General features: G+C 71.7%; 12 protein-coding genes. 7 read left to right on the plus strand and 5 right to left on the minus strand.

Annotation, left to right across the window (positions count from 1 at the left end; all coding sequences use genetic code 11):
• Positions 1-86: 86 nt before the first annotated feature.
• Positions 87-2,060: an ATP-binding protein gene (locus tag HV826_RS25830; protein WP_176419637.1), complete on the plus strand. Its 1,974-nt coding sequence runs from the start codon at positions 87-89 to the stop codon at positions 2,058-2,060.
• Between the two features lie 45 nt (positions 2,061-2,105).
• Here the strand turns inward: HV826_RS25830 and HV826_RS25835 are convergent, their stop codons facing one another.
• Together HV826_RS25835 and HV826_RS25840 are read right to left on the minus strand one after the other, a co-directional pair.
• Positions 2,106-2,852 (minus strand): SIMPL domain-containing protein, encoded by a 747-nt coding sequence (locus HV826_RS25835; protein ID WP_176419638.1) that lies wholly within the window; start codon positions 2,850-2,852, stop codon positions 2,106-2,108.
• Positions 2,853-3,021: 169 nt separating this feature from the next.
• Entirely contained in the window at positions 3,022-3,657 is a 636-nt protein-coding gene (locus tag HV826_RS25840) for a hemerythrin domain-containing protein (protein ID WP_176419639.1), read from the minus strand.
• A gap of 278 nt (positions 3,658-3,935) precedes the next feature.
• On the opposite strand from HV826_RS25840, the gene HV826_RS25845 reads away from it, so the two are divergent.
• A complete protein-coding gene (locus tag HV826_RS25845) occupies positions 3,936-4,907 on the plus strand; it encodes a PDR/VanB family oxidoreductase (RefSeq protein WP_176419661.1) in 972 nt (323 codons plus the stop codon).
• Between the two features lie 17 nt (positions 4,908-4,924).
• Here HV826_RS25845 and HV826_RS25850 read toward each other — a convergent pair whose 3' ends face one another.
• Positions 4,925-8,842 carry a two-component regulator propeller domain-containing protein gene (locus HV826_RS25850; RefSeq protein WP_176419640.1) on the minus strand — a complete coding sequence of 1,306 codons (3,918 nt, stop codon included), beginning with the start codon at positions 8,840-8,842 and terminating at the stop codon, positions 4,925-4,927.
• A 411-nt stretch (positions 8,843-9,253) separates the two neighbouring features.
• Between HV826_RS25850 and HV826_RS25855 the strand changes: the two genes are divergently transcribed.
• Entirely contained in the window at positions 9,254-9,925 is a 672-nt protein-coding gene (locus HV826_RS25855) for a hypothetical protein (protein ID WP_255208624.1), read from the plus strand.
• A 31-nt stretch (positions 9,926-9,956) separates the two neighbouring features.
• Here the strand turns inward: HV826_RS25855 and HV826_RS25860 are convergent, their stop codons facing one another.
• Complete coding sequence (locus HV826_RS25860; protein ID WP_176419642.1) at positions 9,957-12,290, minus strand: serine/threonine-protein kinase; 2,334 nt, start codon at positions 12,288-12,290, stop codon at positions 9,957-9,959.
• Positions 12,291-12,639: 349 nt separating this feature from the next.
• Between HV826_RS25860 and HV826_RS25865 the strand changes: the two genes are divergently transcribed.
• Positions 12,640-14,373, plus strand: coding sequence for a S8 family serine peptidase (locus tag HV826_RS25865; protein WP_255217412.1), 1,734 nt, complete (start codon positions 12,640-12,642; stop codon positions 14,371-14,373).
• 110 nt (positions 14,374-14,483) lie between these two features.
• The gene (locus tag HV826_RS25870) at positions 14,484-15,122 is read left to right on the plus strand and encodes an outer membrane beta-barrel protein (protein WP_217917817.1); all 639 of its coding nucleotides are present in this window, start codon (positions 14,484-14,486) and stop codon (positions 15,120-15,122) included.
• A gap of 60 nt (positions 15,123-15,182) precedes the next feature.
• Here HV826_RS25870 and HV826_RS25875 read toward each other — a convergent pair whose 3' ends face one another.
• A complete protein-coding gene (locus HV826_RS25875) occupies positions 15,183-15,641 on the minus strand; it encodes a DUF2267 domain-containing protein (protein ID WP_176419645.1) in 459 nt (152 codons plus the stop codon).
• A gap of 481 nt (positions 15,642-16,122) precedes the next feature.
• Here HV826_RS25875 and HV826_RS25880 point away from each other — a divergent pair, with 481 nt between their 5' ends.
• Together HV826_RS25880 and HV826_RS25885 are read left to right on the plus strand one after the other, a co-directional pair.
• Positions 16,123-16,479, plus strand: coding sequence for a hypothetical protein (locus tag HV826_RS25880; protein ID WP_255217413.1), 357 nt, complete (start codon positions 16,123-16,125; stop codon positions 16,477-16,479).
• A gap of 173 nt (positions 16,480-16,652) precedes the next feature.
• On the plus strand, positions 16,653-17,816 hold the full coding sequence (locus tag HV826_RS25885; protein ID WP_176419647.1) for a cytochrome-c peroxidase: 1,164 nt from the start codon (positions 16,653-16,655) through the stop codon (positions 17,814-17,816).
• The last annotated feature ends 82 nt before the right edge of the window (positions 17,817-17,898 follow it).

The following is a 17,898-nucleotide window of genomic DNA, read 5'->3' on the forward strand; positions in this document are numbered from 1 at the left end:
CTGGCTTGCAAATTCGACGCACCTGCCGGGCCCTGACTATTTTCCCTTCTGGTAGCGCTCCCCTGAGCACCACGGTCCCCGTACTCGTGAGCAAGACAGCAGCCCACTTCCAGGACCTGCAGCCCGACCCTGCGCATGCCGCGCCGTCAGCGTGCGTGTGGCTGGTCGACGACAGCCCCACGCAACGGGCGCAAGCCCGCGAGCTGCTGTCGAAGCAGTACACGACGGAGACCTTCAGCAACGCCGAGCAGATGCTGGAGCGGCTGTCCCTGGGGCAGCCTCCCGAGGTGCTCCTGCTGGACTGGCAGTTGCCGGGCATCTCGGGCCTGGACGCGTGCCGCTACGTCCGCGAGCACTACGATGACGTCACCCTCCCCATCCTGATGCTCTCCACCTGGGGGACCCACGATGACTTCACGGAGGGGCTACAGGCAGGCGCCAACGACTACATCGCCAAGCCCTTGCACGGCGCGGAGCTGCTCGCCCGAGTCGCCAGCCTCATGCGCATCCATGCGCAGGGTGAGCGGCTGAGGGAACGCGAAGCGTACCTGTCCACGACGCTCTCCAGCATCGGGGATGCTGTCATCACCACGGACCGCGCCGGCCGTGTCGTCCTCCTCAATCCCGCGGCAGAGCGCATCACCGGCTGGCGCACCACGGACGCCCGGCAGCGGTCCGTGGACGTCGTCTTTCGCATCATCGACGCCGCCAGCCGGCAACCCATCGAGCTGGCGCCCGCGCTGGCCACGGAGAAGGAGCTCGCGGGGCCGACGCTGCTCGTCCGTCAGGACGGGACAGAGGTCCCCATCGAGGGCAGCGCCGCACCGATTCTCACGGGGCCAAATGACCTCGCTGGCGCCGTGCTCATCTTCCGCGATGTCACCGAACAGACCGAGGTGCGTCAGCGCAACGAAGCCCTCACGGAGCGGCTGCGCGCCAGTGAGGCGGAGCAGGCCATGCTGCTCGACGCAATCCCCGTCCTGGTGTCGTTCGTCAGCGCGGACGAGCGTCACGGCCGCGTCAACAAAGCGTATGAGGACTGGTTCGGGCTGTCGCAGGAACAACTCCGGAACCAGAAGATTCGAGACATCATCGGAGAGGCGGCCTACGCCGTGCTGAGCCCCTTCGTGAGGCGGGGGTTGGCGGGAGAGAGCTTCTCCTTCGAGCAGCATGACGTGCCCCATCGCTTCGGGGGCACACGGGACGTGAAGATGTCCTTCATCGCGCACCGTGAGCCGGGACAACCCGGGGCTGGCTACGTCGCGCTCCTGCAGGACATCACGGTGCAACGGAGAATGGAGCAGGAGCGGGAGCTGCACGCGCGAAGGCTCCAGGAGCAGGCGGAGTTCGAACAGCAGCTCATTGGCATCGTGAGCCACGACCTGCGCAACCCCCTGGGCGCCATCCTCCTGGGGACGGAACGGCTGAGGCGCTCAGAGGAACTGGACCCGAACGCCCTCAAGAGCGTGGAGCGCATCCACGCGTCGGCCTCCCGTGCCGTGCGGATGGTGAAGGAGCTCCTCGACTTCACCCAGGCCCGGCTGGGCGGCGGCATCCGGCTCGAGCGCGCCCCCATCGACATCCATGCGCTCGTCCGGACCGCCGTGCAGGAGGTCGAAGAGGCCCACCCCTCCGCCCACGTGAGTGTGGTGACGAGCGGTGATGGGCAGGGCGCGTGGGACGCGGACCGGCTCTCCCAGGTGATTCAGAACCTGGTGACGAACGCCGTGAAGTACGGCCAGCCCGAGGCTCCCATCGAGGTGACGCTCGAGGGAGCCGGCGACCAGGTGACGCTGAGCGTCCACAACGAAGGCCCCCCCATTGCACCCGAGCGCCTCCCGAACCTCTTCCAGCCGCTCCAGCGGGGCACCGACGAGGTGGACGTCGCGAGCCGCAGCGTGGGCCTGGGCCTCTTCATCGTGAAGGCGGTCGTCGACGCGCACCAGGGGCACATCGACGTGAGCTCCGCGCCAGGAGCGGGGACCACCTTCACGGTGACGCTGCCACGGCGGGCGGCGGCGCGCCCGGAGCCGGAACAACAGCCGGAGTCCACGCATTGAGCGGGGCGCATCGGGGGCACAGGCCAGCCCCCGACGACGCTCGGACTATTCGATGACGAAGACGAGCGTCACCTTCGCCTGCACCGTCTGCTCCTCGGGCTGGATGGGCGTGGACATCGCGCGGGCATCCGCCGCCTCGGCCATCGCGAAGCGCGCCGGGTAGAGCTGCGGCGGCTCCGTCACCGTGCTCGCGTCGAGCACCGCGCCCAGCTTCACGCTCAGCGACGCGGCCAACACCTCCGCCGACTTGCGCGCCCGCGCCACCGCCTGCCGCAGGGCCTCGCCCTGCACCGCGTCCTGGCGGCTCAGCCCGAAGCGCACCGAGTCCACCCGGTTCGCGCCCGCCGCCAGGGCCCGGTCCAGCAGGTTCCCCACCCGCGACAGGTCCTTCACGTGGACGCTCACCAGGTTGCTCACCCGGTAGCCCTTCAGCTTCGGCTCCGTCTGGTTCGGGAGCGGCGGCGCGTACTCCGGGTACACCGAGTAGTTGCGCGTCTGGATGTCCCGCCGCGCGATGCCCGCGGACGTCAGCGCCGCAATCACCTTCTCCATCCGCTTCGCGTTCTGCTCGCCCGCCGCCTTCGCGTTCGCCGCCAGCGTCTCCACCGCCACGTCGATGAAGGCCTCGTCGGGCTGCGCCTTCACCTCACCGGTGCCTTCCACGCGAATCGTCCGCACGCCCGCGGGGACCTGCGCACGCGGCGCGGAGATGGGTTGCGGCTGCGCGAAGGCCGACAGGCCCGTGAGCAACATCGCGGTCAGCAACAGGGGTCGAACAGGTCGAGCGAACATGAGGCCTCCTCAGGAATGGGCCGCCGCGGGTCGTACTGCAACGTCCTGCCCCCTTGGAACGGCCATCACCGGGTGACATTCACTTTCCTCGGGCCCGCGCCCGGAGCGCTCCTTCCCCTTCTGGGCGGAAGGAGCGCCGGACCCGCCGGAATCGTGTCCCGGCGGAAAGTCACGGACTGGCGGCTTCGGCGCCGGTCATCTCACGCACCACCTGACGGGGGCCCCGGCTCGCGACCGAGCGCACCTTCGTGGTGGCCTTGCGCCGCGCGGCCCTCAGCGCATCCCGGCCCATGTCCATCACCGCGGACACCGCGCCCGCGACCAGGTTGGCGGGCGGCGTATCAGGGGCCATCGGGTGCGGCCGCGTGGGCGCCGCCTTCCGCGACATCTCCAGCACGTCACCCATCGTCCGAAGCTCCTGCGGACGGAAGACCTTCTTCAGCGCCGGGAAGAGCTCGTTCTCCTCCTGCAACACGTGCGCGCGCACGTTCTCCATCAGCACCTGCACCTTCGCGTCGAAGCGCTCCGCTTCCGGAGACATGCTGTCCAGTTCCGCCAGCAGCCACTTCACCACGTGGTGCTCCTCCAGCGAGCGCAGCACGTTCGGCCCCAACCCCTCCGAGCGTGAACGAACCGCGGGGTAGAGCACCTGCTCCTCGATGGCGGCGTGCACGGACAGCTCGGTGACCAGCTGGTCCACCAGCCGACGCTTCAACTTGTGGGCGTTGGGGCCCGCCTTCTCGAACTTCCGGAACAGCTGCTCCACCGTCTTGTGGTCCGCCTTCAGCAACGCGATGGCATCCATGGACGCACCTCCCTGAGAGTTCGTTGGCCGCTGGCCTCCTGGCGCAGTGCGGCATGTCCTGCATGGTGGGGATGACGCCGCTGGGATGCGCGAGCGGCGCACGGACGGCCTGACCGCACGGCCGCTCAACGAGCAACCCGCCGCGCCGCTGGGGATGTGACGGGCGCCGAGACTCCCGGGCAATCACCCGGGGGCGTTTCGCGGGCCAATGTCCGTGCCACCGTACCCTGGGGAATGGGGTGCGCCGCTGGTGAGACTGGGGAAGGGAGAGCACCGTGATGAATGACATCCTGCGCGTCCGGGTCGCTCGCGTGACTCGCGAGGCCGAGGACATCCTGTCGTACGAGCTGGCCGCGACGGAGGGAGGCACCCTGCCCGCCTTCGAGGCCGGCGCCCACCTGGAGGTCCGCGTCCCAGGTCCGGGAGACTTCCTGCGCGCGTACTCCCTCTGCAACGACCCGGAGGAGACCCACCGCTACGTCATCGCCGTGGCCCGCGACGCCAAGGGACGCGGGGGCTCGAACGCCATGCATGAGCGGGTGCACGAGGGGGACGTGCTGGAGGTGAAGGCGCCTCGCAACCACTTCCCCCTGCTGTTCGCGCGCAGCTACGTGCTGGTGGCGGGAGGCATTGGAATCACCCCCATGCTGTCCATGGCGCGCGTGCTCCAGCGCACCGGCGCGGACTTCACGCTGCACTACTGCGCGCGCGCGCCCGGCCGCGCCGCCTTCCACGAACTGCTCTCCCAGGCGCCCTTCGCCGAACACGTGCGCTTCTGCTTCGACGGAGGAGACCCGGCCCGGGGCCTGGACGTGAAGGGACTGCTGGCCACGCGACTGCCGGGGGCACGGCTGTACTGCTGCGGTCCCACGGGGCTGATGAACGCCGTGCGCGACGCGGCCACCCTGCACCGCTGGCCGTGGGAGAAGGTGCACTTCGAATCCTTCACCGCCGAGGGCAACCGCGCCGCCACGGGCCGGGAGGAGCAGGGCTTCGAGGTGACCCTCCGCAGCACGGGCCAGGTGCTGCAGGTGCCCGCCGGGCAGTCGGTGCTCAACGTGCTGCGCCGCAATGGGGTGCGCATCCCCAGTGACTGCGAGGCCGGGACGTGCGGCACCTGCGTCACGCGGGTCTGCGATGGCCAGCCCGACCACCGCGACACCTTCTTCCAGGCGGAGCCCGCGGGTGACCAGCGCATGCTCGTCTGCGTGTCACGCGCCCGCTCCAAGCGGCTGGTGCTGGACCTCTGACACGGCCGGGCCGGGAGCTATGCCGCCCGGCCCGACGCCTCCCGACGAGCACGCGCCACTTCGGACCGGACCAACTGCCGCAGGGCCTCCGGGTCGAAGGGCTTCTCCACGCGCGGGTTGCCCACGCGCTCCAGGAACGTCCGCGCGGTGGCCGTGAAGGCGCCGCCGGTGATGAACACGATGCGCTCCGCCGCGCGCGCGTCCACCTGCGCGAGCGCGTCGTACAGGTCCATCCCGGTCATCTCCGGCATCATCAAATCGCAGAGCACCACGTCGTAGCGGGCCTCTGCCCCGGTCAGCAGCTCCAGGGCGCGCCGCGCGCTCACCAGCACCTCCACGTCGTTCTCTCGCGACAGGGTGCGGCGGATGGCGCCGCTCACCAGGGCGTCGTCGTCCACCACCAGCACGCGGCCCCGCGTCGCCGCCTCGGCAGGTGCTGGAGTCGGAGCGGCCTGGGGCACCGGAGCGTCAGCGGTCCCCAGCCCTCCCGGGTCCGAGCCCCCGGTGCCCACGTCCAATGACAGAGACCTGCCGGATGTGACACTGGCGTCCCGTGAAGCCATCCGCCCTCCGTTCTCCTGGCTTGCCGCCAGTGCGTCGGAATCCGTTGCCCGGCCGGCCCCGGACACGCCGGGCGTCGCTGCGAGGTGTCCCGGAGTCGCAGGCACCGCGGCCCCCGCCTCGCCTCGCTCCGACGGCGCGGGAGGCGCCACCTCGGCGCCGTCCCCCTGGGCCCGCTGCGCCTCCGCCGCGGCCCGCAGCGTCACGCGGAACACCGAGCCCCGTCCGGCCTCGCTGTCCACGGCGATGGTGCCGCCCATGGCCGTCAGGTAGGCGTGACACAGCGACAGCCCCAGCCCCGTGCCCACGCCCACCGGCTTCGTCGTGTAGAAGGGGTCGAAGATGCGGGCGAGCAGCTCCGGCGAAATCCCGCTGCCCGTGTCGCGCACCTCCGCCACCACCCGCCCATCCGGGCCCCTGCGCGTGATGAGCCGCACCTCGTTCGACTCCGCCTGTCCCTCCGGCAGCGCCTGCGCCGCGTTGATGAGCAGGTTGAGGAACACCTGCGCCAGGCGCGCCTCGTTGCCCTCCACGCGCGGCACGTCACCGTAGTCACGCACCAGCTTCGCGCGCGGGCGCAGCTCGCCCATGGCAATCTTCACCGCCGAGTCGAGCACCGCGTGCAGCGCCACCGGCCCCTGCTTCTCGTCATCCGGCCGGGAGAACATCTTCAAGTCCTGGACGATGCGCCGCACGCGGTCCGCGCCCAGCAGCGCCTCACGCAGCGCCTGATTCACGTCCGTCAACCGGGCGCCCACGTCGCGCGTCCCGTCCAGCTCCCGCGCGAGCGCGTCCGCCTCCTCGCTGGCGTGCTCCAGGTTCGACACGATGTACGCCAGCGGGTTGTTGATTTCGTGCCCCACGCCCGCCGCGAGCTGCCCCACCGCCGCCAGCCGCCCCGCCTGCACGAGCTGCGCCTGCGCCTGCCGGAGCGTGCGCATGTTCGCCTCCAGCTCCGCGTTGGCCCGCGCCAGCGCCTGCGTGCGGTCCTTCACGCGCTCCGCCAGCCACCGCTCGCGGTCCTTCAACTGCCCCACGCGCAGCAGGTACACGCTGACGCCCAGCATCCCCACGCCCAGCACGCACAGCAGCCAGAAGCCCGTGCGCTGCCACAGCTTCGGCTCCAGCACGACGTCCAGGGACACCGGCTCGGTCCACCCGCCGTCCCGGCCCTTCGCCTGGACCTCGAAGCGGTAGCTGCCCGGCCGCAGGCCGTTGTACAGCGCCCGCCGCGCCTCCGCGTGCACCCACGTGTCGTCGTGCCCCGTCAGCCGGTAGCGGAAGGGCAGCCGCGCCGCGTCCACCGGCGTGAAGGCCGTGAAGCGAATCTCCAGCCGCGCGGCCCCGGGCTCCAGCTCCACCGGCCCCTCCACCGGCACCGGCGTGCCCTGGACGCGCACCTCTTCAATCCGCACCTCGGGCGGCTGCCGGCTCGCGCGCACCCGCACCGGGTCCACCACGATGGCGCCGCGCAGGTTGGTGAACCACAGCCGCCCGTCCTGCCCCCGCCACGCCGACGGCTGCGTGTTGCCGTTGCACTCCGCGCTGCGCATGCCGTCACGCGTGTCGAAGTCCAGCGTCGTCAGGCGCGGGCGCACGCCGTCCGCCACGTCCTCCAGGTCGCGCCGGGACACGCGGGACACGCCCTTGTTGCTGCTCATCCACAGCGAGCCATCCCCGTCCGGCACCAGGCTGAACACCGCGTCGTCGTACAGGCCCTGCGCGACGGTGAAGCGCGCCCAGGTGTCCTCGCGCCACCGGCCCAGCCCCGTCTCCGTGCCCACCCACACCGTGCCGTCCGGGTCCGCGTGCAGCGCCAGCACCAGGTCCCCAGGCAACCCGTCCTGCTGCGTGAAGCGCTGGAAGCCCTTCTGCTCGCCGTCCCAGCGCGCCAGCCCCGTGTCCGAGCCGAGCCACACCCGGCCGCGCGTGTCCTCCACCATGACGATGATGGGGTTGGTGAAGCCCTGCTTCGGGCCGTACACCGTCACGCCGCCGCCATGCAGCCGCGCCAGCCCCGTCTGCGTGCCCAGCCACGTGTCACCCCGCGAGTCGACCAGGATGGCCGTCACCACGTCGTGCGGCAGCCCCTGCGCGCGCGACACCCGCGTGAAGCGCTGGCCGTCATACCGGTAGGCGCCGGAGAGCGTCCCCACCCACAGCGTCCCGTCGGGTGCCTCGTGCAGCGCGGGGATGACGCTCTCCGGCAGGCCCTGCTCGGCGCCCACGTGGTGGAACGCGCGGTCCTCGTACCGGAACAGGCCGCTGGTGGTCCCCAGCCACAGCGTGCCGCGGCGGTCCTCCAGCACGGCGCTGACCGTCTCGTCGGCCAGGCCCTCCGGGATGCCATACGTGGCGAAGGGGCCGTCACGCAGGCGCATCAGGCCCGAATAGGTGCCCACCCAGAGGTGGCCATCCCGGTCCTCCAGCAGCGACAGCACCGCGGACTCCGCCATCCACTGCATGCCGGGCACCGGCTCGCTGAAGCCCTTCGCGTTGTGCCGCGTCAGGCCGCCGCGGTGCGTGCCCACCCAGAGGTTGCCGTCACCGTCGGCGTACAGCGCGTTGACGGACAGGGACGGCAGGCCTTCGTCAGTCGTGAAGCGCCAGGCCACCACGCCATTCCACGAATAGAGGCCCGCCTTCGTCCCCAGCCAGAGCACGCCCGTCGCGTCGCGGCGCAGCGCCATCACGTAGGGGCGGGGCTGGGGCCCAGGGAAGGGGAACGGCGCCGGCTCCACGCGCCCGTCCACCCAGCGGGCCAGCCCCTCGGGCGTGCCCACCCAGAGCGACGTGCCCTCCCCGGGCGTCAGCGCCGTGATGTGGGAGGCGGGCAGGCCATCCGCCACCGTGTACTGGCGCGCCACGCCCGGGCCCAGCGGCACCTGCCAGAGGCCCGTCGTCGTCCCCACCCAGAGCACGCCATCCGCCGCCACCAGCGTCTCCACCCGCGCGGAATCCAGCGGCGCGGCGGCACCCATGGCGCGCTCGAAGCGTCCCTTGCGGTACGCCACCAGCCCCTGGCCCGTGCCCATCCACAGCGTGCCCGACGCATCCTCCGCGAGCGCCTTGATGGTGTGGTTGCGCAGCTCCGGCGCGTTGCGCTTGTCGAACACGGTGAAGCGCGCGCCGTCGAAGCGGGCCAGCCCCTCCCACGTCCCCAGCCAGAGGTAGCCGTCGCGCGTCTGCACCATGGACAGCAGGCTGTTCTGCGGCAGCCCGTCATCGCTGCGCCACACGTCCTGGCTGTACTGCGAGACACGACGCTGCGGATCCAGGGCCATGCCCGGCGGTGCCAGGACGAGCCCCACGAAGAAGAACCACCCGATGAACCCCCGCTCAAGAGCGCGGGCTCGCTGCCCCGGAGTGCGCATGCCGCCCGCAGTGTCCGGCAGAAACGGCCCAGAGGCCACACGCCCCCGCATTCACCGGGGGTGGAACGTTCAGTGAACAGTCTTGGCGACAGCGGCGGGGGACCGGCCTCCTCCCCCTGTACAGCCCCACCGACTTCCCCCCGCCGCTGCCGCCGCGTCCGCCACCACCTGCGGAGCCGGGAACCGCACCCCCGGCTCCGTCATGGCCTTGGCCATTGCGCGCCCGGCGAGGAGGCCCCGGTGGTGGCGGAGGCCTCCGACGCGTCGCGCAGGGGTGAAGATGAGAGCCACGCCCCCACCGCGCCACTGCGGGAATGCGACACCCCGGGTGTCCCCCGGTCGAACCCGGTGGAGCCATGAGGCGCACGTCCTCCTGTCCGGTCTATGCTCCGCGCGCCGAAAAGAGGGTGGATGAGCAACGGGTCGTTGTTTGCGACGGATCAGGTGACCACGCAGGCGCGGTACCAGTGGCACCTGTGGGTGGCGGATGTGCTGGACCTGGGGACGTCCGTCCTCGTGGGCTGGGGCGCGTTGCGCGCGTTGGAGCAGGACCGCACCCCGCTATCGATGCCCCTGGCCATGGCCCTGGCGTGGCTCACCGCGTCCGCGGTGGGCGGGGTGACGGGCCGGACCTTCTGGCGACAGGTGGCCGGAGTGAAGCTGGTGCACGCGGCGCGCACGCCCGGGCTGCTCCGCGGCCTGGCCCGCGCCTTCACCACGCCGCTGGACCTGCTGCTGAACGCCGTGCTGATGCGCCGTCCCCTGGACACGCTGCTCGGCCTCCACGCGGAGCCCGTCGCTCCCGGCGCGGGCCCCCGCCTCAAGGGCGTGGCGCTCCAACTGCCCTGGCTGGCGGTGCTGGCGGGCGCGGTGTGGCTGCTCGTCACCCCCACCCAGGCGGAGATGCTCCAGTACCTGGGCCGCACGCTGACGGGCTGGCACTGCTGCCATGGCACGCGCGAGATGACGTGGCAGTGCCGCACGTCCCTGGACCGCGCGGCGCGCAACGCCCGGAGTGGAGACGCCAAGGCGAAGACGCTCGTCGCCGACTGCCCCGTCGCCGGCGCGCGGCTGGAGCCGTGAGCCCTCCGCGTCCGTCACGACGCGGAGCGCCTCAGCGCAGCTTCACTCGCAGCTCGCCTTCCTTGCAGAGCACGCCCAGGTAGCCGGAGCCCACGTCGAAGTTCGGGTTGTGGCGGAAGCGGCTGGCCGTCTTCCGCTCCCCGGCCTTCACGACCCCCAACCACGCCGCTTTGCGGATGTCCTTCACCACGTAGCACTCCGTCCAATCGATGGACTCGTGGTTCTGGACCTCCACCCCCGGGTCCAGGAAGCCGCCCACCCCGCCCTGCACGCTCGCGTGGCCGCGCAGCGTGCGCTTCGCGGGGGGCGCGGCCACGACGGCCTCCACCTCCACCTCAGCCGTGTCGGGCTCGGCGGCCTGGGCCTGGGCCTGGGCCTCCTCGGGCTCCGGCGCGTCGGCGGGCGCGGCCTCCCATCCAGGCGCCGCCACGAAGAGGTCCTCCGAAGCCGCCAGGGCGCGCTCATCCAGTTCGAGGAACGCCCGCGTGGGCCGCCGCGCGATGCCGCGCCCCGGCCGCACCACCCGGGCCCGCCCCAGCACCTCGTGCTTGCCGTTCTTCAACGGCCCCAGCACGTCCAGCTCCACACCCGGGAGGAAGCCCCGCCCGATGGCCCGGTCGACATAGTTGCGCCCGTTCGCGCTGCGAATCGGGAACACCTTCGCCGGCGTGGCGTAGACGATGACGGGCTCGACGGGGGCCGCCGGCTTCTTCGCGGGCGCCTTCACCGACGCGAGGCGCGGCGTCCGCGTCCGCTCGGGCTCCGGCGTGTCGGGCTCCGCGCGCACCGAGGACGGCGCGGCGGCCACCTCGGGAGCACCCGGCCCCCCCGCGGCCACCACCGCCGCACCGGCGTCAGCGCCCGTGCCCGCGTCGGACAGGGGCGCCGCTTCCGGAGCCGCCCCCTGCAGCGCGGCGGCGACGGGCGCCTCCACCGCCGTGTCCGAAGCCGGGGGCGGCGCGAGCTGCCCTGAAGCGTCGGCCGCCGGCGCCACACCCGACGACTGGACGAACAGCGCGGTGACGGCGGAGGTGGCAATCACCAGCAACACGACGATGGCGGCATAGAGCCCCACCGGCCGCTTCCGGGACGCGCGTTCCTCCAGCGCCGCCGCGGACGCGACGACCGGCTGGGACGCGGCGGGCGCTCCGTTGGGAGCCAGCACGACGCTGGAGGACGGCTCGGAGGGGAGCCGCACCGAGGTGGCCCCCGTGCCCAGGTCATCCTCGTTGTCCGCATAGACTGCGCCGGGACGGGCCACGCCCCCCGAGCCGTGCCCGGGCTGCGCCGCCGGGCCGCGCATCAGCGTGGGCTCGAAGCCCGGGGCCGGCTGCGGCCCGGTGCCATAGCCGGAACCGGGCGCGGGGGTGCGGCGGTGGTTGGGGGACGAAGACACCTTGGAGATGAGCTTGCGCTGGGCGTCGAACGCCTCCGGGCACAGCGCGCGCACGAAGTGGCCCACCTCCTCGGCGCCCATCGCGGCGCCCGAGCGCACCAGCTCCGTGTTGAGCGCGCGCGCCAGCTCGTCCGAACGCAGGTAGCGGTCATCCGGGCGGGCCGTCAGCGCGCGGCGCACGACGGCGTCCAGCGCGGCGTCCACGTCCGGCCGCAGCTCGCTCAGCGACGGCACCACCGGCTGCGACATGGCCGCCATCATCTCCCCCACCGTCCCGTGGGGGATGAGCGAGCGGCCGGCCAGCATCTCCCACACCACGACGCCACACGAATAGATGTCGCTGCGGTGGTCCAGGGGCTCGGCGCGCACCTGCTCGGGGGACATGTACCCCAGCTTCCCCATCACCGTGGACGGCAGCGTGTACTTGCTGCGCGCCGCGGACTTGGCGAGGCCGAAGTCGATGACCTTCACCTCGCCCTCGTAGGAGACCATGACGTTGTGCGGTGACACGTCGCGGTGGACGATGCCCAGCGGCGAGCCGTCCGGCCCCGCCTTGCGGTGCGCGTAGCCCAGCCCCTCCGCGATGCGCTGGCCGAGGAACAACGCCACCGGCACTGGCACCGGCACGCCCTGCGAGCGCGCCTGCTCCAGCAGGTAGGCCAGGTCCACGCCGGCCACGTACTCCAGCGCCATGAAGTACGTGCCGTCCGCTTCGCCCATGTCGTAGACCTGGGCAATGGACGAGTGCACCAGGTGCACCAGCACCTTGGCCTCGTGGTGGAACCGGTCCAGGAACTGACGGTCCTTCAGCAGCGCCGGCAGAATCGTCTTCACGATGCACGGCTTCTCGAAGCCGGCCGCGCCGCTGATTTTCGCCAGGTACACCTCCCCCATGCCGCCCTGGCCCAGGGGGTGGACGAGCTCATAGCGCCCAAGGAAGCGGGAGGACTCTGTAGGGACTGTACTCATGGCGTCTGGCGGCAGCGAAGCACCCGGAAGCGGACGGAATCAAGCAGCGGGCGACTTCCTTCCCTCAGACACCGCCAGGGCCTTGGACGGAAACTCGCCCTCCGACAGTGCGCCCGCCGCGTCCCCGTCGGGCGGGGTGGGTGTTCAGGCGAGGGGCGAATGCCGGGTGCGTGAGTGAAGGCAACCCCGACGAGGGGCGCCCTTGCGCCGCTCAACACATGCGGTGTGAACCGCCGCACCTCAGGCAGGGGGGCGCCCCCCAGGCCGTTGCCACGCTTTCGCGAAATGCGCTCCCTGGGGGATGCGCGCCCGGCGCCTCGGCCGGGTGCCGTTCGAGAAGGAGCGGCTCATGAAGCGGTGGGGACTCATGGGGCTGTTGGCACTCGCGGCATGTGGGCCGGACGACGCCTCCGACAAGGGCGCCCAGAGCCAGGTCTGCCCCAACATCATCGCGGGCTCCCTGTCCGAACCCGTGGAGACACGGCGCGTCCGGGCCCCCCTGACGGATGACGACGGCCGGCAGCGGGTCATCGTCCGCTATCGGAATCAGGGGGTGATGGCCACCGCCCGCGTGCAGCAGGTGGGCGGACAGGTGACAGCCACCTTCCGCTCCACGCCCGCGGTGGCGGCGCGCATGTCCCTCCAGGAACAGCGGGCGCTCCTGGCCGAGGACCCGGCGGTGGAGAGCATCGAGTTGGACCAGGAGTGGCACGCCCTGGCCCCCGCCACCGCGCCAGCCCGCGCCGCCCTGGCCTCGGCGGCGCGGGGCGCCACGCCGCGCGAGTTCACCCCCGGCCTGCGCAAGGTCCAGGCGCACGAGGTGTGGGACCTGGATGGGGACGGACTGCCGGACCCGGGCCGGCCCACGGGCGCCGGCGTGCGGCTGTGCGTCATCGACAGTGGCTTGGATTTGGAGCATCCGGAGCTGCGCGACGCGGTGGTCGCCGGCCGCGACCTGCTGGAGGACGATGACGACCCCTCCGACTTCAGCAGCGGCCACGGCTGGGGAACCGGCCACGGCACGCACGTGGCGGGCATCATCGCGGCGCGGCCAGGCCACGGCGGGCGCGGCGCCCCCCAGCTGGCGGACACCGGGGTGATGGGCGTGGCGCCGGGCGTGGAGCTGGTCATCGCCCGGGTGCTGGACCTCCACGGCCGCACGCACATGAGCTTCGTCCTGGCGGCGGTGGAGTACTGCGCGGAGCAGGGCGCCAGGGTCATCTCCCTGTCGCTGGGCGGCGGCGTGCCCTCCAAGACGACGTTCGAGGTCTTCGAGGCGGCCCATGCCCAGGGCATCCTGGTGGTGGCCGCGGCGGGCAACAGCAACGCCCAGCGGGTGGACTACCCCGCGTCGGACCCGCACGTGCTGGCGGTGGGCGCGGTGGACGCCCTGGACCGGCGGGCCACCTTCTCCTCCGGCGGAAGCCAGCTGGCGCTGGTGGCCCCGGGCGTGGACGTGCTGTCCACCTTCCCTCGCGGGCAGGGCGCGTTCTCCACGGTGGACGTGCGGGACACGCAGCCGCTGTCGCGCTCGCTGCTGTATGCCCCCATCGAGAACAAGTGGGGCAAGCTGGTGGACTGCGGCGGCGGCGAGTCGCTGGACTCATGCAAGGGCAGCACGTGCAGCGGCTTCGTCGCGTACGTGCGGCACGGCGACGTGCCCACCGACATGGCCATGGTCAACGTGATGAAGCAGGGCGCGCGCGCCGTCATCTTCGGCAACTCGCGCTGGGAGAGCGGCGTGGACATCCTCGCCATGCCGCGGCGCGGACAGTGGGTGCCCGCCGTCACCATCACCCAGGCGGGTGGCACCGTGCTGCACCGGATGATGGGAGAGCTGGCCCGCATCAGCATGAGCCCGGCGGACTACACCTATATGTCCGGCACCTCCATGGCCACGCCCTACGTGAGCGGCGTGGCCGCGCTGCTCTTCAGCGCCCGTCCCTCCGCCACGCCGGACCAGGTGAAGCACGCCCTGCTGGCCTCGGCGAAGGACCTGGGCCCGGCTGGCCATGACGAGGACTCTGGCCACGGGCTGGTGCAGGCCCGGCACGCGCTGGAGGTCCTCACCCAGCTGCCCTGAGGGGTGGGAAGGACAGCCGCACCAGGTGCCCCACGGCCCGCGTGCGCCTGATTGCCAGGCCCTCCCGCGCGGACCACGTTGCCTTTCGGACGCGAACCAAGGAGTCCGTCATGAAGGCACTCGTACGTGGCGCGCTGTGCGCGGCGGCGCTCTGGGGCACCGCCGCGCTGGCCCAGGCGGAGACGGTGGAGTTCAGCGACGGCGGGCGGAAGCGGGCCGACACCGGCATCTATGCCCAGCTGGGCGGCGGCCTGGAGGGCTACACGGGCCAGCTCGCCCCGGAGGTCACGCCGGGCTTCTCCTATGGCGCCGCGCTGGGCTACCGGCCGCACGGCCTCTTCGCCGTCGAGCTGGGCTACAGCGGCGGCTTGAGCGACATCGACAGCCGCATGGGGCTGCTCGACGACGGAGAAGGCGGACCGGACATCGTCCGCAACGCAGGGCAGGCCGTCGTGGTGGGCAGCTTCACCGACACCCGGCTGCAGCCCTACATCCTGACGGGCATCGGCCTGGACCGCTACAACGTCCGCAACGATGCCCGGGGCGCCGTCCGCGGCTTCTCCGACGACACCAGCGGCTACGTGCCCGCCGGCGCGGGCCTGCGCTACCAGGTGGGCAACCTCATCACCGCCGACGCGCGGGTGAACTACAACTTCCTGTTCGACCAGGACTTCGCCCCGGGCGGCCGGGCTCCCGGCGCGCTGGATGGCCGCTACGCGGCGATGCTCTCGCTGGGCGGAACCTACTGACGGTGGCGGCGGGAGCGTCCGGGGACGTCTCCCCTCGGGCGCCCCGCCCCTGGCGTGGCCTCAGTAAGGCCGGTCGACATGCATCCGCGCCGCGGCCCACGTCCCCTGGAGCCAGGCGGGGAGCTGCTGCTCCAGCTTCTTCGCCTCCGCTTCCGTGATTTGGGCATGGAGCGCGGAGAACACGCCGTGGAGCACCAGCCGCACGTTCTCCGGCTCGGCGTTCAGGTGGTTGGCCACCATCAAGTAGAAGTCGTCGCGGTCCAGCTTCGCGGGCGCCTCGCCGCCGTGCCGGTGACAACCGCGCAGCAGTTCGCGAACGTCCGGCGTGAGCTGCTCGCGCAGGTGCGCCACCCACGAACCGGACAGGCGCTCCGACAACGCGCAGAACACCGCCTCGGCGGCCTTGTCCGCTTCGTAATCCGGAAGCTGGGCGGATACCGCGTCCAGAAACGATTGACGGTCCGTCCCCACCCCCAATCCCGTCCACGAAGGCGTGCGCTCCTGCTTTTGTATCGACATGGTGTCGTCTCCTCTCCCTGTGCCCCTTCACCGTGGGGGTGCGCGGGGGCGCTGACAGCAGACCGCGCGGCGGAGGCAGGGCCGCCCGTCACGCGGGAAGAACCTCCACACGCCAAAATCAGACATGCCCGGAATCGGGACTTACGTGTCCGCCCTTGGGACCAAAGTGGCCGCCAGCCGCGTCAAGCGTTTGTGTTTGATTCGACCGATGACCCCATCTGATGGAGCGTCACGCGGCGTGTCCCACTGGAAGCACCTGGAGTCCAAAACCACTCGGAATTCCAGGGGAATTGTTCAAATCCGGGCCCCACGAAGAATCCAATGGGTGGCTGGAATGAATTCCCATCGCAATTGTCTTGGGCGCGCATCGTAGACCGCTTGCACGGCGGCCTTGCCGCCATCTCAACCACCAAGAATTGAGGATTTCATGTATCGCATTGCCGTAGCCGCCCTGGTCCTTGCCGCTTCCGGTTGCGCCACCATGGGAGGTGCCGGTGGCCGTGAGGGCAACGCCACCATCGCCGGCGTCATCCGCCTGCCGGAGAGCGGGCTGCGTGCCGACGACGCCTGCGGGCAGCTCCAGGTCATCGTGGCCTCGCCGGACGCGCCCACCAACGGGGTGGGCCGGGCGATGGTGAAGCCGAGCCGCGGCAACCGCTGCTCCTTCACGGTGTCGGGCGTGCCCAGCGACACCGACCTCCAGGTCGGGCTCGCGGTGGGCGGCGGCCTGAAGTGCGAGACGGGCGCCGCGCCGACCATCACCCCGGAGCCTTCCGCGGTGAAGGTGAACGACTACGGCACCGCCACGCGCGACTTCTCCCTGAGCTGCGGCGCCTGAGGGCCTGAAGCACGCCTGTGACGCCGCCCGTCCCGCCCTCCCCATGGGGCAGGCGCGGCGGCGTCACGCCATCAGCACGAACTCGTCCAGCAGGCAAGGGGCCCTTGTGGATTGATTCGCGTCGAAGGGGACGCGAAGCTTCACGGGTCCTTCGCAGAAAGACGAGTTGGGTGATGAATTTGTACCGCTGGCGCGCCGTGACGCTCACCCTGGCCCTGGGTGGGTCGGGCATGGCGTGTGATTCCGAAGAGCCGTTCCCCAACCTCGACGAGCTGGACCAGCTCCGCAGCCTGCACAGCCTGGGGCGGCAGCCCCCGAAGGACAGCACCAACCGGATGGACGGGGTCGCGCGCGCCGAGGCGCTGGGCGACATGCTGTTCCACGACGGCGGCCTGTCGCGCTGTGGCACGGTGTCCTGCGCGAGCTGCCACGGCGGCGAGGGCCTGACGGTGTCCACCGCCAAGGCGGAGGGCTGTGACGGGCACCTGTCCGAGCGCAACCCGCCCACCCTGCTGAACGTGGCCTACAACCGCTGGTTCATGTGGGACGGACGGGCGGACCGGCTCTGGAGCCAGGCCATCCTGCCGCTGCTCAACCCGGTGGAGATGAACTCGGACGCGCAGGTGGTGCGCGCCCGGCTCACCGCGGTGGAGTCGTACACCACGGAGTACCAGGCCCTCTTCGGCCAGGCGCCCGCGGACGAGGCGGACCCGGTGCTGCTGGCCAACGTGGGCAAGGTGATGGCGGCCTACGAGCGGACGCTGGTGCGCATCGACGCGCCCTTCGACGCGGACGTGCGGCGCTTCATCACCGCGGCGGAGGCCGGCCAGGCGGAGGCGGACCCGGCGTACCTGGGGCTGAAGACGTACCTGCGCAAGGGCCAGTGCATCGTCTGCCACAAGGGGCCGGCGCTCACCGACGACCTGTTCCACAACATCGGCGTGCAGGACAGCGGGCCGGGCGCGGGCGGGCAGTGGAGCGTGCTGACGGCGCTGCTGGACTGGGAGTTCAACGCCGCCAGCCTCTACAGCGACGCGCCCACCGGCACCATCGCGGCGCGGCTCCAGACGCTGCGCACCCAGGCGGACCCGGCGACGCTGGAGGGCGCGTTCCGCACGCCGTCGCTGCGCAACGTGGCGCTGACGGCGCCGTACATGCACACCGGCGCCCAGGCCACGCTGGAGGAGGTCGTCGACTTCTACAACGAGGGCGGCGACGCGGCCGGCAGCTTCGTGGGCCAGAAGACGGAGACCCTGGTGCCGCTGGAGCTGACGGACGAGGAGAAGCGCGCGCTGGTGACGCTGCTACAGTCCATGACGGGGACTCCGCACCCCTGACTTCAACCGGCGCCGGGTTCCAAGGAACCCGGCGCTGGGAGTGGGGGCACGGGTTCGGCGTTGTCGCTGGGGTGACGCCTCG

The organism is Myxococcus sp. AM010, from assembly GCF_013372585.1.
GTDB classification, from domain to species: domain Bacteria; phylum Myxococcota; class Myxococcia; order Myxococcales; family Myxococcaceae; genus Myxococcus; species Myxococcus vastator.